Annotated in this window: 28 protein-coding genes; 16 read left to right on the top strand and 12 right to left on the bottom strand. The window is 69.4% G+C overall.

Features of this window, described 5'->3' with window-relative positions; translation table 11 throughout:
- Window positions 1-23 precede the first annotated feature (23 nt).
- The gene (gene guaB, locus ACO2RJ_RS03520) at window positions 24-1517 is read right to left on the bottom strand and encodes an IMP dehydrogenase (RefSeq protein ID WP_423266619.1); all 1494 of its coding nucleotides are present in this window, start codon (window positions 1515-1517) and stop codon (window positions 24-26) included.
- Between the two features lie 216 nt (window positions 1518-1733).
- Between guaB and ACO2RJ_RS03515 the strand changes: the two genes are divergently transcribed.
- Window positions 1734-3182, top strand: a complete 1449-nt coding sequence (locus ACO2RJ_RS03515) for an MFS transporter (RefSeq protein ID WP_423266618.1) — start codon at window positions 1734-1736, stop codon at window positions 3180-3182.
- Window positions 3183-3184: 2 nt separating this feature from the next.
- Here the strand turns inward: ACO2RJ_RS03515 and ACO2RJ_RS03510 are convergent, their stop codons facing one another.
- Window positions 3185-4132, bottom strand: coding sequence for a UDP-3-O-acyl-N-acetylglucosamine deacetylase (locus ACO2RJ_RS03510; RefSeq protein WP_423266617.1), 948 nt, complete (start codon window positions 4130-4132; stop codon window positions 3185-3187).
- 105 nt (window positions 4133-4237) lie between these two features.
- Between ACO2RJ_RS03510 and ACO2RJ_RS03505 the strand changes: the two genes are divergently transcribed.
- On the top strand, window positions 4238-4738 hold the full coding sequence (locus ACO2RJ_RS03505) for a superoxide dismutase family protein (protein ID WP_423266616.1): 501 nt from the start codon (window positions 4238-4240) through the stop codon (window positions 4736-4738).
- A gap of 16 nt (window positions 4739-4754) precedes the next feature.
- Here ACO2RJ_RS03505 and ACO2RJ_RS03500 read toward each other — a convergent pair whose 3' ends face one another.
- The 3 genes from ACO2RJ_RS03500 to ACO2RJ_RS03490 all read right to left on the bottom strand — a co-directional run bounded on the left by ACO2RJ_RS03500 (window position 4755) and on the right by ACO2RJ_RS03490 (window position 7126).
- Window positions 4755-5156, bottom strand: coding sequence for a hypothetical protein (locus ACO2RJ_RS03500; RefSeq protein WP_423266615.1), 402 nt, complete (start codon window positions 5154-5156; stop codon window positions 4755-4757).
- A gap of 93 nt (window positions 5157-5249) precedes the next feature.
- Window positions 5250-6002 (bottom strand): RlmE family RNA methyltransferase, encoded by a 753-nt coding sequence (locus tag ACO2RJ_RS03495; RefSeq protein WP_423266614.1) that lies wholly within the window; start codon window positions 6000-6002, stop codon window positions 5250-5252.
- A complete protein-coding gene (locus ACO2RJ_RS03490) occupies window positions 6002-7126 on the bottom strand; it encodes a Ppx/GppA phosphatase family protein (RefSeq protein WP_423266613.1) in 1125 nt (374 codons plus the stop codon). The genes ACO2RJ_RS03495 and ACO2RJ_RS03490 overlap by 1 nt, the downstream gene beginning before the upstream one ends.
- A 278-nt stretch (window positions 7127-7404) precedes the next feature.
- Between ACO2RJ_RS03490 and ACO2RJ_RS03485 the strand changes: the two genes are divergently transcribed.
- The gene (locus ACO2RJ_RS03485) at window positions 7405-9084 is read left to right on the top strand and encodes an L-lactate permease (protein ID WP_423266612.1); all 1680 of its coding nucleotides are present in this window, start codon (window positions 7405-7407) and stop codon (window positions 9082-9084) included.
- 216 nt (window positions 9085-9300) lie between these two features.
- Here the strand turns inward: ACO2RJ_RS03485 and ACO2RJ_RS03480 are convergent, their stop codons facing one another.
- Genes ACO2RJ_RS03480 through ACO2RJ_RS03465 form a run of 4 tightly spaced genes read right to left on the bottom strand, consistent with a single transcriptional unit; the run spans window position 9301 to window position 12086 of the window.
- Complete coding sequence (locus ACO2RJ_RS03480; RefSeq protein ID WP_423266611.1) at window positions 9301-9744, bottom strand: NUDIX hydrolase; 444 nt, start codon at window positions 9742-9744, stop codon at window positions 9301-9303.
- Window positions 9725-11125, bottom strand: a complete 1401-nt coding sequence (locus ACO2RJ_RS03475) for a sensor histidine kinase (protein WP_423266610.1) — start codon at window positions 11123-11125, stop codon at window positions 9725-9727. The genes ACO2RJ_RS03480 and ACO2RJ_RS03475 overlap by 20 nt, the downstream gene beginning before the upstream one ends.
- Complete coding sequence (locus tag ACO2RJ_RS03470; protein WP_423266609.1) at window positions 11122-11787, bottom strand: response regulator transcription factor; 666 nt, start codon at window positions 11785-11787, stop codon at window positions 11122-11124. The genes ACO2RJ_RS03475 and ACO2RJ_RS03470 overlap by 4 nt, the downstream gene beginning before the upstream one ends.
- A 2-nt stretch (window positions 11788-11789) precedes the next feature.
- The gene (locus tag ACO2RJ_RS03465) at window positions 11790-12086 is read right to left on the bottom strand and encodes a PepSY domain-containing protein (RefSeq protein WP_423266608.1); all 297 of its coding nucleotides are present in this window, start codon (window positions 12084-12086) and stop codon (window positions 11790-11792) included.
- A gap of 118 nt (window positions 12087-12204) precedes the next feature.
- Between ACO2RJ_RS03465 and ACO2RJ_RS03460 the strand changes: the two genes are divergently transcribed.
- Complete coding sequence (locus tag ACO2RJ_RS03460) at window positions 12205-12468, top strand: PepSY domain-containing protein (RefSeq protein ID WP_423266607.1); 264 nt, start codon at window positions 12205-12207, stop codon at window positions 12466-12468.
- Between the two features lie 72 nt (window positions 12469-12540).
- On the opposite strand, the gene ACO2RJ_RS03455 is transcribed toward ACO2RJ_RS03460, so the two are convergent.
- From ACO2RJ_RS03455 to ACO2RJ_RS03445, 3 genes are read right to left on the bottom strand one after another with little or no spacing between them, the layout of a single operon-like run.
- Entirely contained in the window at window positions 12541-13170 is a 630-nt protein-coding gene (locus ACO2RJ_RS03455) for a response regulator transcription factor (RefSeq protein ID WP_423266606.1), read from the bottom strand.
- Window positions 13167-14633: a histidine kinase gene (locus tag ACO2RJ_RS03450; RefSeq protein ID WP_423266605.1), complete on the bottom strand. Its 1467-nt coding sequence runs from the start codon at window positions 14631-14633 to the stop codon at window positions 13167-13169. Before ACO2RJ_RS03450 ends, ACO2RJ_RS03455 begins: the two co-directional genes overlap by 4 nt.
- Entirely contained in the window at window positions 14630-15316 is a 687-nt protein-coding gene (locus tag ACO2RJ_RS03445; RefSeq protein ID WP_423266604.1) for a hypothetical protein, read from the bottom strand. Before ACO2RJ_RS03445 ends, ACO2RJ_RS03450 begins: the two co-directional genes overlap by 4 nt.
- A 279-nt stretch (window positions 15317-15595) precedes the next feature.
- Here ACO2RJ_RS03445 and ACO2RJ_RS03440 point away from each other — a divergent pair, with 279 nt between their 5' ends.
- From ACO2RJ_RS03440 to ACO2RJ_RS03385, 12 genes are all read left to right on the top strand, one after another.
- The gene (locus ACO2RJ_RS03440) at window positions 15596-17491 is read left to right on the top strand and encodes a methanol/ethanol family PQQ-dependent dehydrogenase (RefSeq protein WP_423266603.1); all 1896 of its coding nucleotides are present in this window, start codon (window positions 15596-15598) and stop codon (window positions 17489-17491) included.
- Window positions 17492-17638: 147 nt separating this feature from the next.
- On the top strand, window positions 17639-18487 hold the full coding sequence (gene moxJ / locus ACO2RJ_RS03435) for a methanol oxidation system protein MoxJ (RefSeq protein WP_423266602.1): 849 nt from the start codon (window positions 17639-17641) through the stop codon (window positions 18485-18487).
- A gap of 50 nt (window positions 18488-18537) precedes the next feature.
- On the top strand, window positions 18538-19110 hold the full coding sequence (gene moxG / locus ACO2RJ_RS03430; RefSeq protein WP_423266601.1) for a cytochrome c(L), periplasmic: 573 nt from the start codon (window positions 18538-18540) through the stop codon (window positions 19108-19110).
- A 111-nt stretch (window positions 19111-19221) separates the two neighbouring features.
- Window positions 19222-19527, top strand: a complete 306-nt coding sequence (locus ACO2RJ_RS03425) for a methanol dehydrogenase (protein ID WP_423266600.1) — start codon at window positions 19222-19224, stop codon at window positions 19525-19527.
- Window positions 19528-19763: 236 nt separating this feature from the next.
- Window positions 19764-20816, top strand: coding sequence for an AAA family ATPase (locus ACO2RJ_RS03420; RefSeq protein ID WP_423266599.1), 1053 nt, complete (start codon window positions 19764-19766; stop codon window positions 20814-20816).
- Entirely contained in the window at window positions 20813-21691 is an 879-nt protein-coding gene (locus ACO2RJ_RS03415; RefSeq protein ID WP_423266598.1) for a DUF58 domain-containing protein, read from the top strand. The genes ACO2RJ_RS03420 and ACO2RJ_RS03415 overlap by 4 nt, the downstream gene beginning before the upstream one ends.
- On the top strand, window positions 21691-22596 hold the full coding sequence (locus ACO2RJ_RS03410) for a hypothetical protein (RefSeq protein WP_423266597.1): 906 nt from the start codon (window positions 21691-21693) through the stop codon (window positions 22594-22596). The genes ACO2RJ_RS03415 and ACO2RJ_RS03410 overlap by 1 nt, the downstream gene beginning before the upstream one ends.
- Entirely contained in the window at window positions 22593-23696 is a 1104-nt protein-coding gene (locus tag ACO2RJ_RS03405; protein WP_423266596.1) for a vWA domain-containing protein, read from the top strand. Before ACO2RJ_RS03410 ends, ACO2RJ_RS03405 begins: the two co-directional genes overlap by 4 nt.
- Window positions 23693-24250, top strand: a complete 558-nt coding sequence (locus ACO2RJ_RS03400) for a hypothetical protein (RefSeq protein ID WP_423266595.1) — start codon at window positions 23693-23695, stop codon at window positions 24248-24250. Before ACO2RJ_RS03405 ends, ACO2RJ_RS03400 begins: the two co-directional genes overlap by 4 nt.
- Entirely contained in the window at window positions 24247-25215 is a 969-nt protein-coding gene (locus ACO2RJ_RS03395; RefSeq protein WP_423266594.1) for a vWA domain-containing protein, read from the top strand. The genes ACO2RJ_RS03400 and ACO2RJ_RS03395 overlap by 4 nt, the downstream gene beginning before the upstream one ends.
- Window positions 25215-25733 carry an SRPBCC family protein gene (locus ACO2RJ_RS03390; protein ID WP_423266593.1) on the top strand — a complete coding sequence of 173 codons (519 nt, stop codon included), beginning with the start codon at window positions 25215-25217 and terminating at the stop codon, window positions 25731-25733. The genes ACO2RJ_RS03395 and ACO2RJ_RS03390 overlap by 1 nt, the downstream gene beginning before the upstream one ends.
- On the top strand, window positions 25730-26710 hold the full coding sequence (locus ACO2RJ_RS03385; RefSeq protein ID WP_423266592.1) for a YncE family protein: 981 nt from the start codon (window positions 25730-25732) through the stop codon (window positions 26708-26710). The genes ACO2RJ_RS03390 and ACO2RJ_RS03385 overlap by 4 nt, the downstream gene beginning before the upstream one ends.
- Window positions 26711-26746: the final 36 nt, after the last annotated feature.

Below are 26746 nucleotides of genomic sequence, written 5' to 3'. Positions count from 1 at the left end.
GGAGGCGCCGCCGCGCCTCGCGCTCATACCATGCTCGGATAGTTCGGGCTCTCGCGGGTGATCGTCACGTCGTGGACGTGGCTCTCCCTGAGAGAGGCGCCCGAGATGCGGACGAACTGCGCCTTCTCGTGGAGCTCCTGGATGGTGGCTGCGCCGACATAACCCATCGCGGCGCGCAGGCCGCCGGCGAGCTGATGCACCACCGCGCCCACGGGCCCCTTGTAGGGCACCTGCCCCTCGATGCCTTCCGGCACGAGCTTCAGACGGTCGCCCACGTCCTGCTGGAAGTAGCGGTCCGCGGAGCCCTGGCTCATCGCGCCCACCGAACCCATGCCGCGATACGATTTGTAGGAGCGGCCCTGGTAGAGATAGACGTCGCCCGGGCTTTCGTCGGTGCCGGCGAGCAGCGAGCCGACCATCGCGGCGTCCGCGCCGGCGGCGATCGCCTTGGCGAGGTCGCCGGAGAACTTGATGCCGCCGTCCGCGATGACCGGCACGTCGGCCAAGCGCGCCACCTCCACCGACTCCATGATCGCGGTGAGCTGGGGCACGCCGACGCCGGCGACGATCCGGGTCGTGCAGATCGAGCCCGGCCCGATGCCGACCTTGATCGCGTCGGCGCCCGCGTCGATCAGCGCGCGGGTGGCCTCGCCGGTCGCGACGTTGCCGGCGACGACCTGCACCTCGTTCGATAGCCGCTTGATGCGGCTGACCACGTCGAGCACCTGCTGGGAATGGCCATGCGCGGTGTCGACCACGACAAGGTCGCAGCCCGCGTCGATCAGCGCCTCCGAACGGCCGAAGCCCTTGTCGCCGACGGTCGTCGCCGCCGCGACCCTCAGGCGCCCCTGCGCGTCCTTGTTGGCGTTGGGATTGGCGACCGCCTTCTCGATGTCCTTCACCGTGATCAGGCCGACGCAGCGATAGGCCTCGTCGACCACCAGAAGCTTCTCGATCCGATGGTGATGCAGCAGGCGCTTGGCCTCGTCCTGGCCGACGCCCTCATGCACCGTGATCAGATTCTCCTTGGTCATCAGCTCGGAGACCGGCTGGTTCGGATTGGTGGCGAAGCGCACGTCGCGATTGGTCAGGATGCCGACGAGCTTGCCGGTTCGGCCGTTCTCGCCGCCCTCGACCACGGGAATGCCGGAGATGCCGTAGCGCTTCATGAGCTCGAAGGCCTCGGCGAGCGTCGCGCCGGGCGCGATCGTGACGGGGTTCACGACCATGCCGCTCTCGAACTTCTTGACTTGCCGAACTTCGGCGGCCTGCTCCTCCGGCGTCAGATTGCGGTGGATGACGCCGATGCCGCCGGCCTGCGCCATGGCGATCGCCAGACGGGACTCGGTGACGGTGTCCATCGCCGAGGACAGGATCGGAATGTTGAGGGAGATGGTGCGGGTGACCCTCGACCGCAGGTCGGCCTCGCCGGGCATGACCGTGGAGAGACCCGGGCGCAGAAGCACGTCGTCGAAGGTGAGCGCCTCGCGCACCAGAATGTCGTCGATCCTGGCCATGCCGAACCTCCTGGCTTGGGGATGTGCGCGAGAGCGCCCGGCGCCGCCTCGAACGGCGTCCGGCCCCTGGATGCGTCGGCGAAAGGCCGGATCGCGGGATGGGAAAGTTGGCGCGGACGCATAGCACGCCTCGGCCGCGGCGCAAATGACGCCGATGCGAACGCATGGCGGCCATGTCGCGCAACGCCGCGCACAGCGCTATATGCCGCTCAGCCCATGTCCCGTTTCCCCCGCACAGCGATCCCCAATCGCATCCTGGTCCCGCTGATCGTCGCCTGCGCGCTGTTCATGGAGAACTTGGACAGCACGGTGCTTGCGACCTCGCTGCCGGCGATCGCGCGCGAGCTCAACGAGAACCCGATCGACCTCAAGCTGGCGCTGACCTCCTATCTGCTCAGCCTCGCCGTCTTCATCCCCGTGTCCGGCTGGCTCGCCGACCGCTTGGGCGCGCGGCTTGTGTTCCGATCCGCGATCGCGGTGTTCGCGCTGGGATCGGCGCTTGCGGGCCTGTCCTCCTCGATGCCGGAGATCGTCGCGTCCCGAATCGTTCAGGGCGTCGGCGGCGCGATGATGGTGCCGGTCGGCCGGCTGGTGATCCTGCGGACGGTGCCGAAATCCGAGCTCGTGGGCTCCCTGGCCTGGCTGACGATCCCGGCTTTGATCGGGCCGGTGCTCGGGCCGCCGGTCGGCGGCTTCATCACAACCTACTTCTCGTGGCGCTGGATCTTCTGGATCAATCTGCCGATCGCGGCGCTCGGATTCGTGCTGGCGACCCTGTTCATTCCCGACGTGCGGGCGGAGGAGTCGCCCCCCTTCGACACGCGCGGCTTCATCCTGTCGGGGCTCGGCCTCTCGGCGTTGGTGTCCGGATCGACCGCGCTCGGCCTCGACGCCATTCCGCATCTCGCGGCCGGCGCGCTGCTCGCCGTCGGCGTCGGGCTTCTCGCCCTGTACGCGCTCCATGCGCGGCGGGCCGAGCATCCGATCCTTGATCTCGGCCTGTTCGCGATCCCTACCTTTCGCGCCGCGATCCTGGGCGGCTCGCTGTTCCGCGTCGGCATCGGGGCCGCCCCGTTCCTGCTGCCGTTGATGCTGCAGCTCGGCTTCGGACTGACGGCCTTCCAGTCCGGCATGCTGACCTTCGCCTCGGCTCTCGGCGCGCTCGTCATGAAGTTCACGGCCCAGCCGATCCTCAGGCGTTTCGGATTCCGCGCCGTCATGACGACCAACGCCCTGATCGCCGCGGCCTTCATGACCGCGCCCGCGCTCTTCACCGCGACGACGCCGACGCTCATCATGCTTGGCGCTCTGCTGGTCGGGGGCTTCTTCCGTTCGCTGCAGTTCACCGCGATCAATGCGCTGGGCTATGCCGACATCGACTCCGCGCGGATGAGCCGGGCGACGAGCCTTGCAAGCGTGGCGCAGCAGCTGTCGCTATCGATCGGGGTCAGTCTCGCCGCGCTCGGGCTCGAAGCGATCCTGGCCGGGCGCGGCGGGACGCAGCTGGAGACCGGCGATTTTCCGCCGGCATTCCTGCTGATCGGGCTGGTGTCGGCCGCGTCCGTGTTCATTTTCGCCCGGCTCGCGCCGAACGCGGGCGAGGAGGTGTCCGGCCATTCGGAGCCGCGGCCCGACCCTGTCACGGCGGCGCGGGAGCGCGGTTGACGTTAGGCGGCTTCGACGCGCCGCGCTGCGCCGTCCACGTCGAAGACGACGAGCTCCCAGGCCGAGTGATCCGCCATCAGTGCGGCGAGCAGGCCGAAATTGTGCTCATGGCCCGGCCGCGCCGCGAAAACGCGGCCGATCAGAGGCGCGCCGGCAAGAGACAGGTCTCCGATCAGGTCAAGCGCGCGGTGGCGAACAGGCTCGTCCGGAAAGCGCAGTCCTCCGATCGCGGTCTTCCCCCACAGCGCCGCGGTGTTCTTCAGATCCGCCCCACGCAGCACCGGCTCCCGACGGAACAGATTGATCAGCTTTGACGGAAACGCCCATTTGAACCGGCCGAAGCTGCGGGAAGCCGCGAGCTCGCGCGCGAAGGTTTCGGGCGTGACCGCGCCCTCCCAACGCAAACGTCCGAAGTGCGACAGGGTGATCACCGTCGAGATCTGAAAGCTCGGCGCGGGCTCGATCCGCTGGTTGTGCGGGCCGGACACGTAGTCGACGCGCTTGAGCACACGCAGATAGGCGCGCGGACGGTCGAGCTCGACGCGACCAACCGCGGCGATCGCCGCGCGCCACGGCTCGGCGCTGCCGTCGAGAATGGGCAACTCCTCTGCGTCGAGCTCGACCAAGGCGTTGTCGATCCGCTCGGCGGCAAGCGCGGCGAGCAGGTGTTCGACCGTTCGGACCAGCGGCCCGTCGCCGACCTGGAGGGCCGTGCAGAGCGGGCGTGACCGCCGGTTCGTCCAGAGCGCCGGTATCTCGTGAGCGACGCCCGCCACAATGCGGCGAAACACGACGCCATGTCCGGCCGGGGCCGGTAGGATGCGCGCCGACGATCTCCGTCCGGTGTGAAGGCCCTTCCCCGCGCACATGGCGGTTCCGCCGAGGGTCGCCTCGAAGCGAGGATGCGGCGCAGCCGCCGGCGACGGGTCGAGCGGCGCGGATGCGTTCACTCGGTTGGGACCGTGCGCGCGGACCCCGACTGGAACCATCGCCGCGTCAAGTCATTGGACTGACGTCCGGGGGCTTCCGTTCGCCCGTCGTGAAGGAGATCCATCATGAAGCTTTCGCTCGCCGGCGCCTGCGTGGCGCTCGCCCTTTCGACGGCCGCCGCCAAGGCGGCGGACACTTACGAGGTTCTCGGCAAGGACGGCAAGAAAATCGGCGAAATCACGCTCACGGGCGCGCCCAAGGGGACGCTGCTCGACATCGAGATCGCGCCCGGCAGCCTGCCCGCGGGCAAGCACGGACTTCATTTCCATGACGTCGCCGACTGCTCCGACGTCGGCGAATACAAGAAATCCGGCTCGCATGCCGGCCACGCCGAAGGCAAGCACGGCCTGCTCAATCCGAACGGGCCCGAACCCGGCGACCTCCCGAACCTCATCGTCCTGGGCGACGGCTCGGCCCAGGCCGGCCTCTACACCGGCCTGATCAAGCTCGACGAATTGAAGGACGCCAACGGCAGCGCGCTGATCATCCATGCCGACAAGGACGATCACATGTCCCAGCCGATCGGCAAGGCTGGCGCCCGCATCGCCTGTGCGACCATCAAGTAAAGCGGCGAAGTCTCGGTCACCAGAACCGCCACCAAGGCTTTGGCGCCGCGGAGCGGGAGCGTTCGCCCGCGGGCACGAAGGGTGTGATCACGCCTTCCGCCGAAACGGCGACCACGACGTTGTTGCGCACCCGATAAGCCTCGCCTCGAGGCCCGACGACTTGGACGCCGAGGCGATCGGCCAGCGCGATCATGCGGCGGACGGTCTGTTCGCTCGGAAGCGAGACCACGACCTCGCCGTCCGCGAGTTCGAACAGCTTGGCGCGCTTGAGCGATCCGCGATCCCATGTCGCTCGTCCGGCCGGGTTCAGCACGCGCATGTCGGGAAACGATTCGACCGCGCGGCGCCATTCGTCCGGGCCGATCCGCGTCCAGCCAGGTCCGCGCTCGCCGCGGGTTATGCGAAGATGCTCCGCCATCGGTCCGTCCGCCCAACGGCAGGCAGATGTACAGGGGGAACGTCAGCACGCCAAGGTTGAATTTAGCGTGTGCTCACTTTTTCGGCGAACGCCTCATCTCGCGGCCTCGCCACCGCGAAACCCTGTCGCCAAGACATAGAGTTCGGACGAGTCCTTGCGGCTGGACGGCGGCTTCACGTGCAGGACCTTCGAGAAGTCCCGCTTCAGAGCGGCGAGCAGCTCCGTCTCCGTGCCGCCTTGAAAGACCTTCGCGAGGAACGCGCCGCCCGGCGCTAGCACCTCGGCCGCGAACGCCGCCGCGGCTTCCACCATCGCGATGATGCGCAGGTGATCCGTTCGCTGATGGCCGACCGTGTTCGCCGCCATGTCGGAGAGCACGAGATCGGCTTTGCCGCCAAGCCGTTCCTTCAGGATCGCCGGGGCGGCGTCGTCGAGAAAGTCGAGCACCAGGAAGTCGACCCCTGGCAGCGGCTCCATCTGGAGAAGATCGATCGCGACGACCGGGTCGGACTTTCCCTCGCTCGCGCCCGTACGCTGGGCGGCGATCTGGCTCCAGCCGCCGGGCGCAGCTCCGAGATCCACGATCTTTTGGCCGGGCTTCAGCAGCTTATGCTTCTGATCGATCTCGATCAGCTTGAACGCCGCGCGCGACCGGTAGCCCTCGCGCTTGGCCGCCTGCACGTAAGGGTCGTTGAGCTGGCGATTGAGCCAGAGCGTGGAGGCGTGGCTGCGCTTGCGGGCGGTGTGGACGCGGACGCCAAGGCTGCGCGCTCCGCCGCCGCCTCCGCCGCCGCTTCGTGATCCGCCCTTGCCGGAACCGGCGGCTCCGCCGCCTCGGCCGCTCATCAGCGCCGCCCGCGCCGGCGGGGCCCGCGCCGGCGCCACACGCCGTCGGCTCGCATGAGCTCGACGAGCATGCCCTCGCGAAGGCCGCGATCGGCGACGCGAAGCCGCGCGACCGGAAACGTCCGGCGGATCGCCTCCAGCACGGCGCAGCCGGCGAGGACGAGATCCGCTCTGTCCGGCCCAATGCACGGGTTCTGGCAGCGCTGGTCGTAGGACATCTCTCGCAAGGATTCGACCACCCGCGTCACGTCCGTGGAGGCCATCCACTGCCCGTCGACCAGGCGCCGCTCGTAGCGCGGCAGGCCGAGATGGACCCCCGCGATGGTGGTGACGGTGCCGGAGGTCCCGAGCAGATGGATGTCGCTCAGCGAGGCGCTCAGCGTCTCCCGTTCGGGGAAGGCCTCGAGCATGCGCTCGACCTCGGCGACCATCTCCTCGAACACTTCGGTGGTGACCTTCACTCCGCCATGGCGCTCGGCCAGCGTCACCACTCCGACGGGCAGAGAGACCCAGGCGCGCATCTGCAGCGCGCCCGGGCCGCCGCCCCGCTTGCGCTCGAGCCACACGACCTCCGACGAGCCGCCGCCGATGTCGAACAGGATCACCCCGCCGGCCTCGGGGTCGGCGAGCGAGGCGCAGCCGGCTGCCGCGAGCCGCGCCTCCGTCGCACGGTCGATGATCTCGAGTTCAAGCCCTGTCTCGCGTTTCACGCGGACCAGGAAGTCGTCGCCGTTCTCGGCCTGGCGGCAGGCCTCGGTCGCGATCAGCCGCGAGCGGAACACGCCCCGGCCCTGCATCTTGTCGCGGCACACTCCGAGCGCCGCGACCGCGCGCGTCACGGCGGCGTCGGACAGACGGCCGGTGTGCGCGAGCCCCTCCCCCAGCCGCACGATGCGCGAAAAGGAATCGACCACCCGGAAGCCGCCGTCCCGTTCCGGCCGCGCGATCAGGAGCCGGCAGTTGTTGGTGCCGAGGTCGAGCGCGGCGTAGAGCGGCGCCGGGGGCCGAGACCGCGTCTCTCCGTCAGCGCGCACGTCGATCGCGGGCTTCGCCGCGGCGGCTGGCGCCGGCGTCGGAGTCTCGACCGTTCCTGCGCCGCCGAACGTGGCGCCATCATGAGGCAACAATGACCGTCCCTCGGCCGCGCGCGCCTCTTCAGGGCCGGATGGCCCCGGGCGCCGCCGGCCGCTCGCGTCAATCTACGTTGCGACGGAGCATAACAGCCGACGCTCCTGCCGCAAGGAGCGGGCTGCTGGGGCAAAAATCACGGCCCGCTCTCGAATCTGTGAACCATCGGCCCCGATCCCCTTGCGGCCTCGAACGGAGGGAATTAGCGGTTGATCACCCCCGCGGTGGCGGTGGACGGAACGCGTCGCTCGACGGCGCGCAGAGGAGGCGCCGCATGCTGTGGCAGCAAGTTTACGACCCGTTCGACAATGCGGTCATCTCGACGCTCGTCGCCGCCATTCCGATCGTCGTGCTGCTGGGCGGCATCGGACTTCTCCACATGAAGGCCCATGTGGCGGCTGTCGCCGGCCTGACGGCCGCTCTCGCCATTGCGGTGTTCGCGCATGGCATGCCGGTCGATAAGGCGGGGATGACGGCCGTCTACGGCGCCGCCTTCGGCCTGCTGCCGATCGGCTGGATCATCATCGACATCATCTTTCTCTACCAACTCACGAAAGAAAAAGGCTATTTTGACATCCTGCAGGACTCGATCGCGGGCATCACCGAGGATCGCCGGCTGCAGCTTCTGCTGATCGCCTTCTGCTTCGGGGCGTTCTTCGAGGGCGCCGGCGGCTTCGGCACGCCGGTCGCCGTGACCGGCGCGATCCTCATCGGCCTCGGCTTCGCGCCGCTCGCAGCCTCCGGCCTGTCCCTGATCGCGAACACGGCCCCGGTCGCGTTCGGGGCGCTCGGCACGCCCGTGATCGCGCTCGCCGCCGTCACCGGACTGCCGCTCACCGATCTGTCGGCGATGATCGGTCGGCAGCTGCCGTTCTTCTCAGTCCTTGTTCCGTTCTGGCTGATCGCCGCCTTCGCGGGCTTCCGCGGCATGGCGCAGATCTGGCCCGCGATCCTGATCGCAGGCGTCTCCTTCGCGGTCCCGCAGTTCCTGGTCTCCAACTATCACGGCCCGTGGCTCGTCGACGTGATCGCTTCCGTCGCGTCGATAGGCTGCCTGACGCTGTTCCTGAAGGTCTGGCGCCCGAGCCAGATCTGGGCGTCGCCCGACGGCTCGGCTCCCAGCGCGGCCTCCGGCGGCGACGCGCATGTCGGCGGCCAGCATGCGACCGGCGACGTCATTCGCGCTTGGATCCCGTGGCTGATTCTGTCGGTGGTCGTGGTGTGCTGGGGCATCCCAAGCGTGAAGACCGCGCTCGACAGCGTGTCGCTGGTGAAATTCCCCGTCACCCATCTCGACCAACTGGTGCAGCGCGTGCCGCCGGTGGTGCCGGCGCCGAAGGCCGAGGCCGCGGTCTTCAGCCTGAACTGGCTGTCGGCGACGGGCAGCGGCATTCTGGCGTCGGCGATCGTCGCAGGCTTCGTCATGGGCTTCTCGCCGCTCGGGATGATCCGCACCTACGGCCGCACGCTCCACCTCATGCGCTACTCGCTGCTGACGATCTCGGCGATGATGGCGCTCGGCTTCGTCACGCGGTACTCCGGCGTCGACGCCACGCTCGGCCTCGCCTTCGCCAAGACCGGCTGGCTTTACCCGTTCTTTGGGACCCTTCTCGGCTGGCTCGGCGTCGCCCTGACCGGGTCGGACACCTCGTCCAACGTGCTGTTCGGCTCGCTGCAGAAGATTTCGTCGGAGCAGCTCGGCATATCGCCGACGCTGATGGCGGCCGCGAACTCGTCCGGCGGCGTGATGGGCAAGATGATCGACGCCCAGTCGATCGTCGTGGCCTCGACCGCGACGCGCTGGTACGGCCACGAAGGCGAGATCCTGCGCTACGTGTTCTTCCATTCGATCGCGCTTGCGACCCTCATGGGCATGCTGGTCACCGCGCAGGCCTATCTCTGGCCGTTCACCGAGATGGTGATCCACGCGCCGGCCGCGGTGGCGGCCCCCTAACGCGGCGGCTCGGCGCGCGGCGGACGCTTCCCGCCGCGCCGCGTGGGCGCGTTCGCCAGCCCGGACGAACGATAACGGCAGCCCGCTGCAGGCCGCGGCGGTCAGCCCTACGGCCCCTCATGAAGCCCAAGAAGGACCGCCCGCGTCATCCGCCGAAAGATCTTGCGAGTGGATGTCGTCCCAACGAGCGAACGAGCCACGGCAGACACGGGAATTCTAGGACGCGGACGCGAGCCGACCGGGAAAGTCGAGAAGGATCATCTGGAGGTGCTCCTCCTGCACGACGGCCGCGGCGTCGTGATGCGCGAACCACTGCCGGTCTCGCTCATGCCGCTCCGGCCATTCCTCCTTCTCGTCCGTCACCCGCAGCGCGAACAGCTCGACCCGGCAATGCTGGACGTGGCCGGAGCGCAGGACCTTGGGGTAATGGAATTCGCCGACCGCCGGCCCGCCGTCGCCCGTCACGCCGGCTTCTTCGAACGCCTCCCGAAGGCCGGTGCCAAGCGGGCCGAGCTTCTTGATCGGCCAGCCCTTCGGCACCATCCAGCGACGCGTCTCGCGGGTGGTGATGAGCAGGATTTCGAACTCTCCGGCCGCCGAGATGCGATAGGGCACCACGCCATACTGCTGCCTTGGGATGCTACGCGGCTTCTTCGACATGATGTCCATCTGGAGGCTGTAGCGGCGCGTTCAATGCAGGCCAGGACAAAACGGCTTCCAGGCCGCCCAGCGAGGAGCGCGCGAGATCGAGCCGCCCGCCCGTCGCCTCGACCAGATCCTGGGCGATGGCGAGGCCGAAGCCGGTCCCGGGGGTCGACTCGTCCCATCTCTTGCCGCGCGCGACGCTGGATATCGCAGCCTCGTCCATGCCGGGGCCGTCATCCTCGATCGCGATGCGGTCGCGCCGCGAATCGCTGAATGCAGAGATTATGACGATCCCTTGAGACCATTTGCGCGCGTTGTCGAGCAAGTTGCCCAGCATCTCGAGCAGATCGCCGTCCGAAACCGGACACGCCGCTGCGGGAGACAGCTCGACGCGGCACTTGATCCGCTCGGCGTCCGGCAAGCGACTGAACGCCTGAACGAGCTCACCGACCACCGGCGCGACGGCCGTGCGGCGGCGTTCGATGCCGGCGGACGCCGCCGCACGCGTTCGCGCGAGGGCGCGGGAGACCTGCGCCTTCATGGACTCCACCTGCTCGTCGATCTCGGCCGCGAGCGCGGGCTGGACGGACGCCGAGCGGCGCGCAATGGCCGACAGCACCGCAAGAGGGGTCTTGAGACCGTGGGCCATGTCGCCGGCCTGCGTGCGAGCGCGCTGCAGCGCCTGCTTCTGGAGGCCGATCAGCCGGTTCAGATCGTCCACGAGGGGCCTCACCTCGTCCGGGTACCGACCGGCGAGCTGCGAAGCCTTTCCCTCGTGAATTCTCTTCAGCTCCTCGCGCAGATTTCGGAAGGGACCGAGCGCCCGGTGAACGAACGCCGCCATCGCGACGATCAGAGCGATTCCCAACGCGAGAAGCGACGGCGCCAGCAGGCTGATGACGCTGCCGCGGCTCGCGGCGAGCTCCCTGCGGTCCAAACCGACGGTGATGATCACGAGCTCCGGCGGCGTCCGGTTCGCGATGCGAATCGCGCGCACGACCGCGATAAGCGCGCCGCCGTCCGGGCCCTTCGCGTCGATCGTCTGATGATGCGGGGTCTCGGCCGAGGGCGAGGTCCCCAGCGTCAGCGTCTTGTCCCACAGCGAGCGGGAACGCAGCGTTCTGCCGTGTCGGCTCTCGACCTGCCAGTAGAGGCCGCCATAGGGCGTCGCATAACGCGGATCGGCCGGCGCCTGCTCGACCGTCAGACGTCCGGCGGGATCGAACGCGACCTGGCCGGCGAGCAGCTTCGCCGTGTGGTTCAGTTCGTCGGCCGTGCGCCGGTCGAGCGCTGCGTCGAAGATCAGGAAGAGCCCGAAGCCGCCGACCAGCAGCGCGGCGGCTATCAGCCCGGCGGCCGCGGCTCCCAGTCTGAGGACGAGCGAATTGCGGCTCACGGCGGGTCCGCCGCGACGACGTAGCCGTGACCGCGCCGGGTCTCGATCACCGGCGCGCCGAGCTTCCGGCGCAGTCTGGCCATCAGCGCTTCGATCGCGTTGACCTCGCGGTCGGTCCCGCTCGCGTAGACATGCTCGAGGAGCTCGCCCGCTGAGACAACGCTTCCAGATCGATGCATGAGAAAGGCGAGCGTGCGATATTCGAGCGGCGTGAGCTGGAGGGCGCGACCCGATACGCTGACGGCCTTCGTCCGCGTATCGAGCTCGAGGTCGCCCGCGCGCAGGATCGGCGAGGCGTGACCGGCGGCGCGCCGAAGGATCGCCCGAAGCCTGGCGATCAGTTCCTCCATCCGAAACGGCTTCGCAAGATAGTCGTCGGCGCCGGCGTTGATGGCGTCGACGCGCTCGCGCCAGCCGTCGCGGGCGGTGAGGATCAGAACGGGAAGCACGCTGCCCGCGGCGCGCAAGCGGGTCAGCACGGTGACGCCGTCCAGCCTGGGAAGGCCGAGGTCGAGAACCATCGCGTCATAGCTCTCGACGTCCGCCTGGAACCAGGCTGCGTCGCCGTCGCCGACCACGTCGACCGCAAATCCGGCCTGCTCGAGTCCCTGCCTGACGTCGGCGGCGATTCTCGGCTCGTCCTCGGCGACCAGCACGCGCACGGTCAGTCGACCTCAAGGACGGCAAGCGTGCTGGCGTCGATCTCGACCTCGCGGCGCTCGCCGGACTCCGTCAGAATCTTGATCTCGTAGGTCCAGCGGCCGCCGTCGCGTTCGAGCTCGACCTTCACTACGTCTCCCGGCACCCGGGCGCGCGCGACCTTCAGCACCTGGTCGAGCGATCGAATTTCGCCGCCTTCGACCGCCCGCCGCGCTTCGTCCTGTTCGCTGTCGCCCCGGGCCGAAGGCGCAGTCGCCGCGAGCGCGAGGCACACGGTCAGGCCAAGTCGGACGGCGCGCATGGGCATTCCGGATCCTTACCGGCCCCGTGCTGACAATTCGCTGACGGGCGCCGTCAGCATGGCATGGGCGGAGCGTGAAAGAAGGGCGTTCTCAACCGCACGCACAAGGAGTTCAGCCATGCCCGCCATCCGCACAGCCCTTCTCGCCGCCGCCTTCGCCGTCACGGCGGGCGGCGCGGCTTTCGCCGACACGCCCGGCGCCGACTGGATCAGCATGGACCAGACGATTCAGAAGCTGAAGGACGCCGGCTACGCGTCGGTCTCCGAAATCGAGGCCGATGACGGCCGCTGGGAAGGCAAAGGCCTGAAGAACGGCCAGGTCCTCGAGTTCCACGTCGATCCGCGAAGCGGCGCGATCTCGAATGAGCGTCCTGACGACTGAACGCAGGCCGTCGGCGAGGAACGGCGATCGCGACCCCGCCGCCGTTCTTCCCCGGTGCGCCGGGCGCCGGCGTCAGCTGCTGACCTGATGGATCACGGCGACCCGCACGAGATCCTGCAGCGAGGTCGCGTTCAGCTTGTCCTTCAACGTGGAGCAGGTGTTCGCGACGGTCTTGTAGCTCACGCCGAGCGCGTTCGCGATCTGGGCGTAGGATTTGCCTTCCCCGAGCAAAGAGAGCGTCTGGAGCTCCCGCGAGGTCAGGTCGTTCTGCTCGGCGCGCGCGCGAGACCCGAGCAGCGCGACCTGAACCGCCATGTCGTGCGCGATGTAGGGCTGGTTGCGGCGCACCTTTTCGACCGCCTCGAGGAAGGTTTTCGGCCCGGTGTCCTTCACGAGAAAGCCGGTGGCGCCGGCCTTGAGGGCCTGACGCGCGATCACCGGGTCGCCGTGCATCGAAAACACCAGGATCGGCGTTCGGACGTCGTTGATGCGCAGCCTGCGGATCAACGCCAGACCGGCGAGCCCCGAGCCGCGAATCGCGAGGTCGACGATCACGAGATCGGGTCGGGCGCGGCGGTAGAGCCGGAAGCCGGCGAGAAGCGCGCTGGCCTCCAGCACGTCGTCGAAGCCGGCGTCGAGCAGCACCCGGCGGCAGCCCTCGAGCACGATCGGGTGGTCGTCGATGACGAGCGCGACGCTCACGCTGAAGTCCTTTCGATCGATTTCGCGCGCACATGCGCGAGCGGCACGACGACGTCGAGCGCGGCGCCGCCGCGGACATTGTGCAGTCGAAAGCTTCCCCCGAGCGCGCGCAGGCGCTCGCCGAGGCCGACCAGTCCGAAGCCGGGCGGCGCTGGCTCCACCACGCCGCCGCCGTCGTCGAGCACCCGTACCAGGATCGCGGCGGCGCCGGTATCGTCGTGGCCGGGATCGATCATGACCGTCACTCGCGCGCAGGCGGCGTGCCGGATGGCGTTCGTCACGCCTTCCTGAACGCAGCGGTAGACGGTGAGGTCGACGACCTCGCCATAGCCGTGGCCAAGCTTGCTCGCGGCGAGTTCGAAGCGCCGTTCCGGATGCTGGCGCTGGAAGTCCGCCATCAGTCCCGCAAGAACGTCCGCCAGCGGCGCGGCGCCGAGCGCCATCGGCCGGAGGCGCCTCAAAAGGCGCCGGTTCATGTCCGCGAGACGTTCGGAGAGATCGGCGACCGTGGCGAGCCGATCCGCGGTCTCGGGCCGCAGGACGGCGTCGCCTGCGGTCACCTCCCGCTCGAGCGAGGCGAGATTGGCGCGCAGGCCGAACAGGCAGGGTCCCAACTCATCATGCAGCTCCTTTGCGATCAGGCGACGTTCGTCGTCCTGCAACGTCACCATGCGCCAGCACATTCGGGCGTTGTTGGCGCGCTCGGACGCCAGCGCCCCGCCAAGGGCGTTGAAGCGCTCGACGATCGACGCGAGCTCGCGGCTCTTCGGCGCCGGAAGCCTCCGGTCGAGGCGCCCAAGGCGGAGATCGGCCATGCCCTCGGCAAGCGCCCCGAGCGGCGCCAGCACGCGCCCGAGCAGACCCGCGAACACGATCAGCGCGACGAGGTTGAGGATCACGAAGAGCGTCCCGAGGGCGACGAGATCCTCCCAGACCTCCGCGATCTCGTCGCTCGGCTCGCCGTGCACCACCACCGCGCCGGCCCGCTCGCCGTCGATCGTCACGGGAATCTCGGTCAGGGCCGGCGGAGGCGCGATCAACCAGGTGAACCAGCCGGGCACGCCGGCGCGTTCGCTTTCGTCATGGCGGGAGCCCGGCTCGCGCGCGGCGACCGCACGGCCCGCCTCGTCGTGCAGGACGATCCGGACATGGCGCACGCTCGGCAGCGACGCCTGCAGGTCGGCCACCGTCCGGAGACGGCCGACGTCCCGCTGAAGGCGCATCACGGTCTCACGCACGAACGGACCGGCGATGTCGAGCGACGAGGCGATCTCGACCCGGGTGGCCTCGCGCGCGTTTATGATGGTGACCGCTCCGGCGGCGCAGGCGCAGATCACGTTCACCCCGGCGAGCAGGCCGAGAATGCGCAGCCGAAGCGACAGCGACGCGCCTCCCTCGAAGATCGCAAGGGCGCGCGCCCGCTGGAACGGGTGTCGCAGGCTGGCGGCGACGTCCACGGTCACGGTTGAGACTCTCGGGGCGTCGGGAGGGGCGCCCCCTGGCGACGCAGGGCCTCAAGCGCCTCCGCCCGCGTGCGGCCGGCGGTCCGCGCGTTGACGTAATGCTGACAGGTCTCGCCGAAACCGGCCCGCTCGTCCGGCGCAGCGATCGACACCAGCCCCTCGATCACCTGGCGGGGAGACTCTTTGACGCCCCGTTCGGCCAGCATGGCCTGAACCTGAACGGCGCGGTTGGCGATCATCCGCGGATCCTCCGTGAAACGAAGGTCGGCTTCGCCGAGCAGCCCCCGTAGCGCGGCGACGGAGGGATCGTCCGGAGCAACGTCCCGATCGGCCTCGCGACTCGCGAGCCAGACCGCCGGCGCGATCTTGTCGTTGACGTCGATCCAGCGGCGATCCGCGATCGAGAAGGCGTTGACGCGCGGCGCCGTCGCGCCCGCCGGGGGCGCGGGGGGAGCTGGGTCGTCGCAAGCGCCCAGAAAGAAAATACAGGTGAACGCCAGCCATGCCGACTTTCTCTTAATAAGTGAATATTGAGAACACGGCTCTGTCGTCTTAAGGTATCGAACGAATGTATTAGACGGCTTCGCCGTCCGGCCAGGCTGATCGAGAAGGCGCCGCTCAGCCCGAGCGCCGGCTCCCGGCCGCCCTAGATCGTCAACGATTTCATAGAGAATTGCCAGCATTGGCTTTTTTGCTCTCGCGCCGGTTCGATGAGGATACTGCCGGACTGCGGCAGTCGCTATGCCAAAAGTTCCCGACGACTTTTTCCACTATGGCCAAAGACAGCTCTCGCCTATTCGGAAAGAGTTGCGGCGCTGCGTAACGCAATAAGCCCGACCGGCGCAAAGTAAAAATCTCCCGGCGTGAACGCCCGGGCGGCGCGACGCAGCGCGCTAGAGGGTCCAGGCTGGCCTGGGACCGGCGCCGCACAAGAAGACTCTGGGAAACGCAAGGGGTTTCAGATGATCAACCTTCGAACGTCCGTTTCGGCGTTCACGCTCGCAGCCACAGCGGCGGTCGGCGTGGCTGCGGCGGCTCTCCCTGCGCTCGCGAACGACAAGCTCGTCGAGCTGTCGAAGAGCGAAGCGAACTGGCCGATGACCGGCAAGAGCTACAGCGCTCAGAACTATTCGACCGCCAAGCAGATCACCTCCGAGAACGTCAAGGAGCTCAGGCCGGCATGGGCGTTCTCGACCGGCGTGCTGCACGGTCATGAGGGCACGCCGCTCGTCATCGGCGACCGCATGTATGTGCACGCCGCCTTCCCGAACCCGACCTTCGCGCTCGATCTCAACGAGCCGGGCAAGATCCTCTGGCAGCACAAGCCCAAGCAGGCCCCGACAGCGCGCGCCGTGGCGTGCTGCGACGTCGTCAACCGCGGCCTGGCCTACTGGCCCGGCGACGGCAAGACGCCTGCCCTGATCCTCAAGACCCAGCTCGACGGCCATATCGTGGCGCTCAACGCCGACACCGGCGAAGAGGTCTGGAAGATGGAGAACTCCGACATCAAGGTCGGCTCCACCCTGACGATCGCGCCTTACGTGATCAAGGACTCGGTGCTGGTCGGCTCATCGGGCGCCGAGCTCGGCGTGCGCGGCTACGTCACCGCCTACGACGTCAAGACCGGCGCCCAGAAGTGGCGCGCCTACGCCACAGGTCCGGACGAGGACATCAAGCTCGCCAGCGACTTCAACATGGCGAACCCGCACTACGGCCAGAAGGGTCTCGGCACCTCCAAGACCTGGGAAGGCGACGCCTGGAAGATCGGCGGCGGCACCAACTGGGGCTGGTACGCCTTCGATCCGGACACCAACCTCTTCTACTACGGCTCGGGCAACCCGGCGCCGTGGAACGAGACGATGCGTCCGGGCGACAACAAGTGGACGATGACGATCTGGGGCCGCGACATCGACACCGGCGAGGCCAAGTTCGGCTACCAGAAGACGCCGCACGACGAATGGGACTACGCCGGCGTCAACGTGATGATGCTGTCGGAGCAGAAGGACAAACAGGGTAAGATGCGTAAGCTTCTGACCCATCCGGATCGCAACGGCATCGTCTACACGCTCGACCGCGAAGACGGCACGCTGATCTCGGCCGACAAGCTCGACGATACGGTCAACTGGGTGAAGCAGGTGGATCTGAAGACCGGCATCCCGGTCCGCGATCCCGAATTCGCGACCCGCATGGACCACAAGGCGACCGAGATCTGCCCGTCGGCGATGGGCTACCACAACCAGGGCCACGACTCCTACGATCCGGAGAAGCAGCTCTTCTTCATGGGCATCAACCACATCTGCATGGACTGGGAGCCGTTCCAGCTGCCGTATCGGGCCGGACAGTTCTTCGTCGGCGCGACGCTGTGGATGTATCCCGGACCGAAGGGCGATCGTCAGAACTTCGAAGGTCTCGGCCAGATCAAGGCCTACAACGCGATCTCGGGCAAATACGCCTGGGAGAAGATGGAGCGGTTCTCGGTCTGGGGCGGCACGCTCGCGACCGCCGGAGATCTGGTGTTCTACGGAACGCTGGACGGCTTCATCAAGGCGCGCAACTCGAAGACCGGCGACCTTCTCTGGAAGTACCGTCTGCCGTCCGGCGTGATCGGTCACCCCATGACCTACGTGCATGACGGCGTGCAGTACGTCGCGATCTACTACGGCGTGGGCGGCTGGCCCGGCGTCGGCCTGGTGTTCGACCTGAACGATCCGACGGCTGGTCTCGGCGCGGTCGGCGCGTTCAAGAACCTCGCCAACTACACCCAGATGGGCGGCGGCGTGCAGGTGTTCTCGCTCAACGGGAAGAACCCCTACGACGACGTCAATGTCGGCGAGTGGACCGGCAAGCAGGGCGGCTGACGCCTGCAAGCCTGGGCTCCCGGCGCGATGTCGCGCCGGGAGCCTGACTTTCGACCATCACGACAGCATTCGGGTTCGAGGCCGACGGCCGCCCGCCGATCTGACGTCGGCAGAGAAGCGTCCACGGTCTCAAGGGAGACGAAACCCATGACGTCCTTCGCCCAATTTTCGCGCCGAGCGGCGCTGCTTGGAGCCGCGGTGCTGGCCGCTCCGTTCGCAGCATCTCCGGGCGCGGCCGCCGAGACGCTCAAGGTCTGCGCCTCCAAGATCGAGGCGCCCTATTCCACGGCGAAGGGCGACGGGCTCGAAAACAAGATCGCGAAGATCGTAGCCGGCGCGATGGGTCGCGATGTCGAGTTCGTCTGGTTCGACAAGGCCGCGATCTATCTCGTCCGCGACGGCCTCGACAAAAGGCTCTGCGACGTCGTGTTCGGCGTCGACGCCGACGACGAGCGCGTGAAGACGACGAAGCCCTACTTCCGGACCGGCTACGTCTACGTCACCAAGGTCGACGGGCCGAAGCTCGGCACGAGCTGGAAGGACATCGAGACGGCGCCGGTCAGCAAGATCGCCGTCCGCTTTTCGACGCCGGGCGAGCTGATCCTGAAGGCGACCGGCAAGTACGAGGAGAACGTCTCCTACGGCCTGTCGCTCGTGAACTTCGAGGATAAGCGCAACAAATACACGCAGGTCGCAGCCGACCGCCTGGTGAACGAGGTCGCGAACGGCGACGCCGACGCCTCGATCGCCTTCGCGTCCGACGTCGCGCGCTACGTCAAGGCGTCCGCGACGCCGCTCAAGATGACGATGCTCGACGACGATTTCGCGCGCGCCGACGGGCTCAAGATTCCGCTGCATTTCGACCAGGCGATCGGCGTCCGCAAGGACGACGCGGCGCTCGCGGCGGCGATCGACGAGGCGCTCGTCAAGGCGAAGCCGGAGATCGACCGAGCCCTCGCCGACGAGGGCGTCCCCGTGCTGCAGCCCAACACGTGACGCCGACGGCCCGTCAGCGCCGCTCCCGCCAACAATCAACGCGAGTTCTGATGCCGATACATCTACGCCTGAACGCCGTCGTCGCCTGCGTCGCACTGCTGGCCGGCGCGCCCGCCGCGAAGGCCGACATCACCCTGAACAACACGGTGACCGGAGAGCCGCTCAACCTCGACGACGCCCCGCCGGAGGGCAAGGACGCCGCCGCTTTCAAGGAGTTCATGCAGACCGGCAAGAATCCCTACGTCGGCAAGGAGGACTGCCTGGCGAAGGGCGAGGAGCTGTTCAACGGCGCCTGCTCCGGCTGCCACGGACACGTCGCGGAAGGAAAGATCGGGCCAGGTCTGAACGACGCCTATTGGACCTATCCGCAGAACGCCACCGACAAGGGCATGTTCGAAACCGTGTTCGGCGGCGCGAGCGGCCAGATGGGGCCGATGTACAACTCCGTCAACGTCGACGAGATGCTTCTCGCGATGGCCTGGGTCCGACATCTCTACAAGGACGATCCGAGCACCGCCGAGTGGCTCGAGGCCGACGCCCGATCAAAGCTCAAGCCGTATGACGGGAAACCTGCGCCGAAGCCCGGCCCGAACGCTCCCGAGGAGTGCAAGATCGGCGGCTGACGAGATCTGCGCCGGACACGGCGCGGGGCGGGACGCGAACGCAATCCGCGTCCCGGCGACTGCAAGACCACTGCAAGAACGCGCAAGAACCCTGCACAAGAAGGAAACGCCATGTCGACCCTGTCCCGTCTCCCCGGCGCCGTCCTCGCGGCCGCCTTCGCCCTCGGCCTCGCGGCGCCCGCGCTCGCCTATGACGGCACCAACTGCAAGGAGCCCGGCGTGTGCTGGGAGCCGAAGCCCGGATATCCGGAAAAGGCCAAGCTCGCGGGCTCGAAATACGATCCCAAGCACGACCCTAAGCAGGTCGCGAAGCAGGGCGACAGCATCAAGGCGATGGAGGAGCGCAACAAGAAGCGCGCCGACAACTTCGCCAAGACCGGCAAGTTCCAATACGACGTCTCGAAGATCGCCAACTGATCGTCGACGTCCGGCCGGAGCCCGCCGTTCGGCGGCGGGCTCCGAGGCCGCGCACAGATCCCGCCGTGGTCCGCATGTTTGTCGGACCGCTCCCTCTCGTCGTCGGGGCGGATGTCTTCCGGCCGCCCCATGGGATGACGACGCGCAACTGACGGCCGCCGGCGACCGAGCTGACGTGACGCGCGTTCGGCCCGGCGCGGCGGCCGCCTTTCCGACCCGCATGAAGGCTGCGCCCCATGGCCACCACCACGATCGCCGCCGAGCGCCGTCCTGAGGGAAGCGACGCGCTCGACCGCTGGCGCTCACAGGCCGTCGCTTTCGAGGCCGAAATCGGCCGCGCCATCGTCGGCCAGCCGCATGTCGTGCGGCTTCTGACCATCGCGCTGTTCGCCCGCGGCCATGTGCTGCTCGAGGGCGACGTCGGCGTCGGCAAGACCACCATTCTGCGCGCCGTGGCGCATGCGCTCGGCGGGCCGTTCGAGCGCATCGAGGGCACGGTCGACCTGATGCCGACCGACATGCTCTACACGGCCTTCGTCGACGACGAGGGCAAGCCGCGCGTCGAGCCCGGCCCCGTGCTGCGCCACGGCGAGGAGCTCGCGGTCTTCTTCTTCAACGAGATCAACCGGGCCCGGCCGCAGGTTCACTCCCTGCTGCTGCGTCTGATGGCCGAGCGCAGCGTCACCGCCTTCGGCAAGGAATGGAGCTTTCCCCACCTGCAGGTCTTCGCCGACCGCAACCGCGTGGAGAAGGAGGAGACCTTCGAGCTGCCGGCCGCCGCCCGCGACCGCTTCGTCATGGAGATCGGGGTCGAGACGCCGCGCGACGCCGAGGTGCGGCGCGAGCTGGTGTTCGACCCGCGCTTCCACGACGTCGACCGGCTGATCGGCGAGCTGCGCTCGGGCGTGCTCGACCACCGCGCCCTGAACGAGGCGGGGCGCGAGATCCAGTCCTCGGTCAGGACGAGCCGCGTGCTGGAAGGCTACGTGCTCGCGCTCTGGGACGCGCTGCGGGCGCCGGCCAGCGCCGGCGTCGCGATCGAAGGCGTCGACATGGACCGCCTGATCGTCGGAGGCGGCAGCCCGCGCGGCGTCAGCGCGCTCGTCCGCTGCGCGCGCGTCCGCGCCTGGCTCGAAGGCCGCGACATGGTGCTGCCGGAGGATCTGCGCGCCGTCTTCGCGCCGGTGATGGCGCACCGCATCTTCCTCGACCCGATCTACGAGATGCGCCGCGACCGGATCGTGCGCGACCTCTGCGGGCAGGTCTTCGAACGGGTCCCCGCGCCGTGAACTCCGCCGCGGAGAGGCGGGCGAGCGCGCGAACCGACCTCCCCTACCGCCTGTTCGGCCGCGCCCGCGGCGTCGCGCCCGGCGCGCACCGCGCGCTCGGCGCGGGCCAGAACGGCGCGTTCCTCAGGCATTCCTCGATCCTCGAGACGCCGGACGCGCGCCGGATCGACATGAGGGCCTCGCTGCTCGATCCGTTCGGCGGGCTGAAAGTCCGCCGCTTCGAGAACCGGGCGCGGATCGACGTCCAGATCGTGCTCGATCTGTCCGGCTCCATGGCGTTCGCCCGCGGCGACCGCGACGACGATCCGGTGGCCGAGCTCTGCGCCGCCATCGCGCACGCCGCGATCCGCGGCCAGGACCGCTTCGGCATGGTGGCCGCAGGTCCCTCCCCGCGCGCCGACCTCGCGATCCGCGCGACCCGGCGGCGCGGCGTGCCGGACGAGGTGTGGCGCCGCCTGACGGACGCGCCCGGCGAGGGCCAGGGGATCGCCAGTCTTCTCGCGGCCGTCGAGGAGCTGCCGCAACGCCGGTCGCTCGTGTTCGTGGTGTCGGACTTTCTGATGCCGGAGGCGACGGTCGAAGCGCTGCTCGAACGGCTCTGGCGCCACGACGTCGCGCCGATCGTCGTCCGCTCAAGCGCCTTCGAGACCCGCCTGCCGCGTTTCGGCCTGATCGAGACGCGCGACCTCGAGACCGGACGGCGCCGCCTCGTGGTGATGCGCCGGTCGCTCAGGGAGCGCTGGATCGCCCAAGCCCGCGCCCGCCGAACGGCGCTCGACGCGGTGTTTCGACGGCATGGCCGCGCGGCGTTCGACCTGGTGGACTCCTACGATCCGGACGCCTTCGCCGACCACCTGCTGACCGGAGGCTCGTGATGCGGTCCTTCGCAGCCGCTCTCGTCCTGGCGGCGCTCGCCGCCGCGTCGGCCTCGGCGCAGGTGAGCGGGCTGCAGATGACCGGCCCGCGACCGTTCGGGATCCTGCTCGGCGACGTCTTCACGCTGCGCACGCAGCTCGACGTCGCGGCTCCCTTCAAGCTGGAGCAGGCCGCGCTGCCGAAGCCCGGACCGGTGACCTATTCGCTCGATCTGCGCGGTCTCCGGGTCAGCGAAGCGGCCGGTCCGCCCGGCGCGACGCGCTACGTGATCGAAGCCGAGTACCAGACCTTCTACTCCGCGCTCGAGACGATCGAGCAGTCCGTGCCGCCCATCACGCTCGCGGTCTCCGACGGCGCGGGACAGCGCGTCGAGCGGCAAAGCGCGTCCTGGACCTATCTCACCTCGCCGCTGCGCCCGGTCGCGACGGTCGCGGGCGGCTCGGCCTACACTCTGAGGCCGGACGCGCGGCCTGCGCCTGTGAGCCTGCGCGCAGCCGAGCGTATGACCGCGGCGGCCGCCGGGCTCGCCGTCTTCGCTCTGGCGCTGCTCGCCTGGAGCCGGGCCTGGCCGCCCTTCCACGCGCGCCCCTCGCGGCCGTTCGCGGCGGCGGCGCGCGCGGTCGCGAAGGCGACCCGCTCCGGTGGCGAGGCCGGCTGGCGCGCGGCGCTGCTCGCGCTGCACCGCGCCTTCGACGCCGCGGCCGGCCGCCGGCTGCTCGGCGACGATCTTCCCGCCTTCCTGTCCGCGCGGCCGGCCTTCCAGCGGCACGCGGCGTCGATCGAGTCGTTCTTCGCCGTGTCGCGGCGCGCGTTCTTTGGCGGCGCCACGGGAACCGACGACCTGCCGCCGCATGCGCTGAGCCGGCTCGCGCGCGATCTCGCGGCCGCGGAGCGCGAGACGTGACCAGTTTCGGCCTCGACCATCCCTGGGCCCTGCTGCTTCTGCCGCTCGCCGCCCTGCCCTTCCTGGCCTCGCCGCTCCGGCTGTCGCCGGTCCCGTCCAGCGACGTCGCGCCGGACGATCCGCTGTCCGCCGCGATCGGGGCCGCGCTCTCGATCGCCGGCGCGCTCGCGATCCTCGCGCTCGTGCTCGGCCTGTCCGGCCTCCACCGCCGCGACCAGACGGTGGAGCGCCACGGCGCAGGCGCCAACATCGTGCTGCTGCTCGACCGCTCGTCCAGCATGGATTCGACCTTCGCCAACCGCTCGCCCGAGGGACGCGAGGAATCGAAGTCGGTCGCGGCGCGACGGCTGCTCACCGACTTCGCCTCCCGGCGCCCGGCGGACCGCGTGGCCGTCGCGGCCTTCTCCACCGCGCCGATGCCGATCGTGCCGATGACGGACCACCACGACGCGGTGCGCGCCGCGATCGGGGCGATCGACCGGCCGGGCCTCGCGCATACGGATGTCGGCCGCGGCCTCGTGCTGGCGTTCTCGATGTTCGACGACGCCTCCAGCGAGAGCTCGCGCGCGCTGGTGCTGGTCTCCGACGGGGCCGCCGTGATCGACCGCCGCGTGCAGGACGCGCTGCGGGACGCGGCGCGTCGGGAGCCGGTCCGGCTCTATTGGCTGTTCCTGCGGACGCAGGGCTCCAAGGGGATCTACGACAAGCCGCCGCCCGGCGAACCCGACACGCCGCAGATCTATCCCGAGCGCCATCTCGACGTGTTCCTCAAGAGCCTCGGCCTGCCCTACCGGGCGTTCGAGGCGAAGGGCGCCGCCGAAGTCTCGGCCGCGATCCGCGAGATCGACCAGCTCGAACAGCGCCCGACCGTCTACAAGGAGACGATCCCACGCCAGGATCTCGACTGGATCTGCTACTGGGCGGCGAGCTTCGCCCTGCTGCTGCTGCTCGCGGCCAAGCTGTCCGAGCGCCGGCTCGACCAGGACCGCGAGGACCATTTCGGCGAGCCGCGCGCGCGCTCCGCATCGTCTGAAAGCGGCGCGCCGCGGTCGAGAGCGCCCGCCTTCGACGATGCCCGTTTCGCTGCGAGGGCGTCGTGAGGCCGGCCGACCTCAAACCGCTCATCCCGGCGCTGATGCTCGCCGGGGCGCTGGCGTGGCTCGCGCAATCCGCGTGGACGCTTCGTGAGGCTCACGCGGAGCGCGCGGTCGCGCGCGCGCTGGCGTCGAACAGGGACGTCGAGCCGCCCCACGGCGCGAGCGGCGAGCTGCTGTTCGCCCGGGCGCATTTCCTGCTCGTCCGCGATCGCATCGACGAGGCCCAGGCGCTGTCCGGGCGCATCGTCGAACGCGGCGGGCCGAGCGTCGCGGCGCGCTTTTTCTACGACCTCGGCAACGCCCGCTCGCGGCGCGCGGTCGGCGCCGTGGAGTCGAGCCAGATCGACAAGGCGATCCCCGAAGTGCGGCTCGCCAAGGAGGCCTATCGCTCGGCGCTCCGGGCCGATCCCGAGCTGTGGGACGCCCGCTACAATCTCGACGTCGCGATGCGGCTGGTGCGGGATTTTCCGGAGCTCGAGGCCGGCGAGCAGGAGACCAAGGCGCAGCCGAAAAAGCTCTGGACCGATCTGCCCGGGCGCCCGCGGGGGCTGCCGTGACCCGGCCCGACTGGCGGACGCTCGCGCTCGGAGCGGCGCTCGCGCTCAGCGTCGCGGCGGCGCTGCAGCCGGAGATCGAGGCGAAGCGGGCGACCTACGACGTCGTCGCCTTTGTCGACGTCACGGGCAGCATGATGGCCCGCGACTATGGCGGGAGCGGCGCGCCCCAGAGCCGTCTCGACGCCGTGAAGGCGCGGCTCTCGACGGCTGTCGGCCGCCTGCCCTGCGGCTCGCGCTTCGGGCTCGGCGTGTTCACGGAACGACGCGTGTTTCTGCTGTTCGAGCCGATGGAGACCTGCCGCGGCTTCTCCGCCATCGCCGGCGCGATCGCCGGCCTCGACTGGCGGATGGCGTGGGAGGGCGACAGCCGGATCTCGGCGGGCCTGTTTCGCGCGATCGAGATGGCGGCGGGGCTGGGCGCCGACGTCGTGTTCCTCACCGACGGCCAGGAGGCGCCGCCGCTGCGCGCCGATCTCTCCGATCCGTTCGAGGGCGAAAAGGGCAAGGTCAAGGGCCTGATCGTCGGCGTCGGGGGAACGGAGCTCGTTCCGATCCCAAAGTTCGACGATTTCGGGCGGGAGTCCGGCTTCTTCTCGATGTCCGACGTGCCGCAGGCCTCGCGGCTCGGGCCGCCGCCCGAGGGCGCGGAGGAGCGTCCGGGCTACAACGCCCGCAACGCCCCGTTCGGCGAGATGCCCGAAGGCGACGAGCACCTGACCTCGGTGCGCGAGCCCTATCTGCGCCAGCTCGCGGGCGAGACCGGCCTGGGCTATGCGCGGCTCGCCGAACCCGACGCGCTCGCGGCGGCGATCGCGACCAACGCGAACCCGCGCCCGATCGCCGTGCCGGTCGATCTCTCACCCATCCCCGCGGCGCTCGCGCTGATCGCGCTGGCGGCGCTCTACGGCGCGCCGCTGACCGCGGGTCTCAGGCGGCGGCGCGCCGCTGCAAAAGGAGCCTCCTGATGCGTTTCAAACTGATCGCCGCCGCCGTCCTGGCGCTCGCGCCCTTTGCGGCGCAGGCGCACGGGCCGACGCCCCAGAAGGTCGAGGAGAAGATCGAGATCAAGGCCGAGCCAGCCAAGGTGTGGGCGCTGGTGAAGGATTTCGCCGCGCCGCAGGCCTGGCATCCCGCCATCGCCAAGGTCGCGGTCGCCGGAACCGAGCGCACCGTCACGCTGAAGGCCGGCGGCGTCGAACTGGTGGAGTCGCAGGACGAATCCGACGACGCCACGATGACGCTCGGCTACCGCCTGTCGAACGAGGGCGTCGACGCCTTTCCCGTGAGCTCCTACTCCGCGAGCCTGGTCGTGACGCCGAAGGACGGCGGCTCCGAGGTCGTGTGGCAGGGACGCGGCTACCGGCTCGACACCTCCAACGAGCCGCCGGAAGGCAAGGACGACGCCTCCGCCGTCAAGGCGCTGCAGGACTTCTTCCGGACCGGGCTTCAGGGCCTGAAGGCGAAGGCCGAGGGGGCGGGATGACCCTCCGGGCGCTCGCAGAGGCGTCGCGCGCGGTCGCGGCGGGCGTCGTCGGCGCGCTGTTGATGCTCGCAGGCGCCGCGGCGGCCGAGGAGCCGGTGCTGGCCGTCGTCTGCCAGACCGACGGCGCGGTGCGCCTGCTGCCGCTCGGCGAGGACGCTCCGGAGCGCGTCGAGGTCGGCGAGCTCCCCGCGGGCGTCGCGGTCGGCCCGGACGGCCGGACCGTGTACGTCACCTCGCCCGACCGCGGGCGCGTCACCGTGCTCGACGCGGTGACGAAGCGGGTCACGGCGTCCTTTCCGGTCAAGGGCCAGCCCTTCGGGGCGGCCGCGACCGACGAGTTCCTGCTCGTCACCGACTGGAGCCGCAGCGTCGTCCACCGGCTGGACGCGCTGACCGGCGCCACGATGGGGGAGATCGCGACCGGCAAGTCGCCCGCGGCCATCGTGATGGACCGGGCCGGCCGCCGCGCCTATGTCGCCGCCCGCGAAGACGACGTGGTCAGCGTCATCGACGTCGCGGCGAACGCCGAGATCGGCCGGATCCCCGTCGGCCGCGCGCCCTTCGCGCTCGCGCTGTCGCCCGACGAGCGGCGCCTCTACGTGGCGAACGTCCAGAGCGGCGATCTCTCCGTGATCGATGTGACGGACGGGCCGGAGGGCGGCCGCGAGGTCAAGCGCGTGCCCGTGGGCCGCATGCCCTATGGGGTCGCGGTCGCCCCCGACGGAGCGCGGCTCGCGGTGACGCTGCAGCACGACAACGCGCTCGCCATCGTCGACGCCGCGACGCTCGAGGTCACGGCGCGCGTCAAGGTCGGCTCCTATCCCGAAGGCGTGGCGCTGACCCCCGACGGCAAGCGCGCCGCGGTCGCCAACTGGTTCGACGACACGGTCTCGCTCGTCGATCTCGACGCAGGCCGGGTCACGGCCACGCTGAAGGCCGAGGGCGGGCCCCGCACCCTGCTCGCGCTCGCGCCGTGAGCCGGCGCGGTCCTTCACCGCATACGCAGTTACAGA

This window comes from Hansschlegelia sp. KR7-227 (assembly GCF_049446035.1).
Classification (GTDB): domain Bacteria; phylum Pseudomonadota; class Alphaproteobacteria; order Rhizobiales; family Methylopilaceae; genus Methylopila.
This window is presented reverse-complemented; position numbering and strand designations above follow the sequence as displayed.

What these genes read in the sequence shown, in the direction of transcription:
- guaB (WP_423266619.1), bottom strand. Translation starts at nt 1,517, where the DNA reads ATGGCCAGGATCGACGACATTCTGGTGCGCGAGGCGCTCACCTTCGAC.
- ACO2RJ_RS03515 (WP_423266618.1), top strand. Translation starts at nt 1,734, where the DNA reads ATGTCCCGTTTCCCCCGCACAGCGATCCCCAATCGCATCCTGGTCCCG.
- ACO2RJ_RS03505 (WP_423266616.1), top strand. Translation starts at nt 4,238, where the DNA reads ATGAAGCTTTCGCTCGCCGGCGCCTGCGTGGCGCTCGCCCTTTCGACG.
- ACO2RJ_RS03500 (WP_423266615.1), bottom strand. Translation starts at nt 5,156, where the DNA reads ATGGCGGAGCATCTTCGCATAACCCGCGGCGAGCGCGGACCTGGCTGG.
- ACO2RJ_RS03495 (WP_423266614.1), bottom strand. Translation starts at nt 6,002, where the DNA reads ATGAGCGGCCGAGGCGGCGGAGCCGCCGGTTCCGGCAAGGGCGGATCA.
- ACO2RJ_RS03485 (WP_423266612.1), top strand. Translation starts at nt 7,405, where the DNA reads ATGCTGTGGCAGCAAGTTTACGACCCGTTCGACAATGCGGTCATCTCG.
- ACO2RJ_RS03480 (WP_423266611.1), bottom strand. Translation starts at nt 9,744, where the DNA reads ATGTCGAAGAAGCCGCGTAGCATCCCAAGGCAGCAGTATGGCGTGGTG.
- ACO2RJ_RS03465 (WP_423266608.1), bottom strand. Translation starts at nt 12,086, where the DNA reads ATGCGCGCCGTCCGACTTGGCCTGACCGTGTGCCTCGCGCTCGCGGCG.
- ACO2RJ_RS03460 (WP_423266607.1), top strand. Translation starts at nt 12,205, where the DNA reads ATGCCCGCCATCCGCACAGCCCTTCTCGCCGCCGCCTTCGCCGTCACG.
- ACO2RJ_RS03445 (WP_423266604.1), bottom strand. Translation starts at nt 15,316, where the DNA reads ATGCTGGCAATTCTCTATGAAATCGTTGACGATCTAGGGCGGCCGGGA.
- ACO2RJ_RS03440 (WP_423266603.1), top strand. Translation starts at nt 15,596, where the DNA reads ATGATCAACCTTCGAACGTCCGTTTCGGCGTTCACGCTCGCAGCCACA.
- moxJ (WP_423266602.1), top strand. Translation starts at nt 17,639, where the DNA reads ATGACGTCCTTCGCCCAATTTTCGCGCCGAGCGGCGCTGCTTGGAGCC.
- moxG (WP_423266601.1), top strand. Translation starts at nt 18,538, where the DNA reads ATGCCGATACATCTACGCCTGAACGCCGTCGTCGCCTGCGTCGCACTG.
- ACO2RJ_RS03425 (WP_423266600.1), top strand. Translation starts at nt 19,222, where the DNA reads ATGTCGACCCTGTCCCGTCTCCCCGGCGCCGTCCTCGCGGCCGCCTTC.
- ACO2RJ_RS03420 (WP_423266599.1), top strand. Translation starts at nt 19,764, where the DNA reads ATGGCCACCACCACGATCGCCGCCGAGCGCCGTCCTGAGGGAAGCGAC.
- ACO2RJ_RS03410 (WP_423266597.1), top strand. Translation starts at nt 21,691, where the DNA reads ATGCGGTCCTTCGCAGCCGCTCTCGTCCTGGCGGCGCTCGCCGCCGCG.
- ACO2RJ_RS03390 (WP_423266593.1), top strand. Translation starts at nt 25,215, where the DNA reads ATGCGTTTCAAACTGATCGCCGCCGCCGTCCTGGCGCTCGCGCCCTTT.
- ACO2RJ_RS03385 (WP_423266592.1), top strand. Translation starts at nt 25,730, where the DNA reads ATGACCCTCCGGGCGCTCGCAGAGGCGTCGCGCGCGGTCGCGGCGGGC.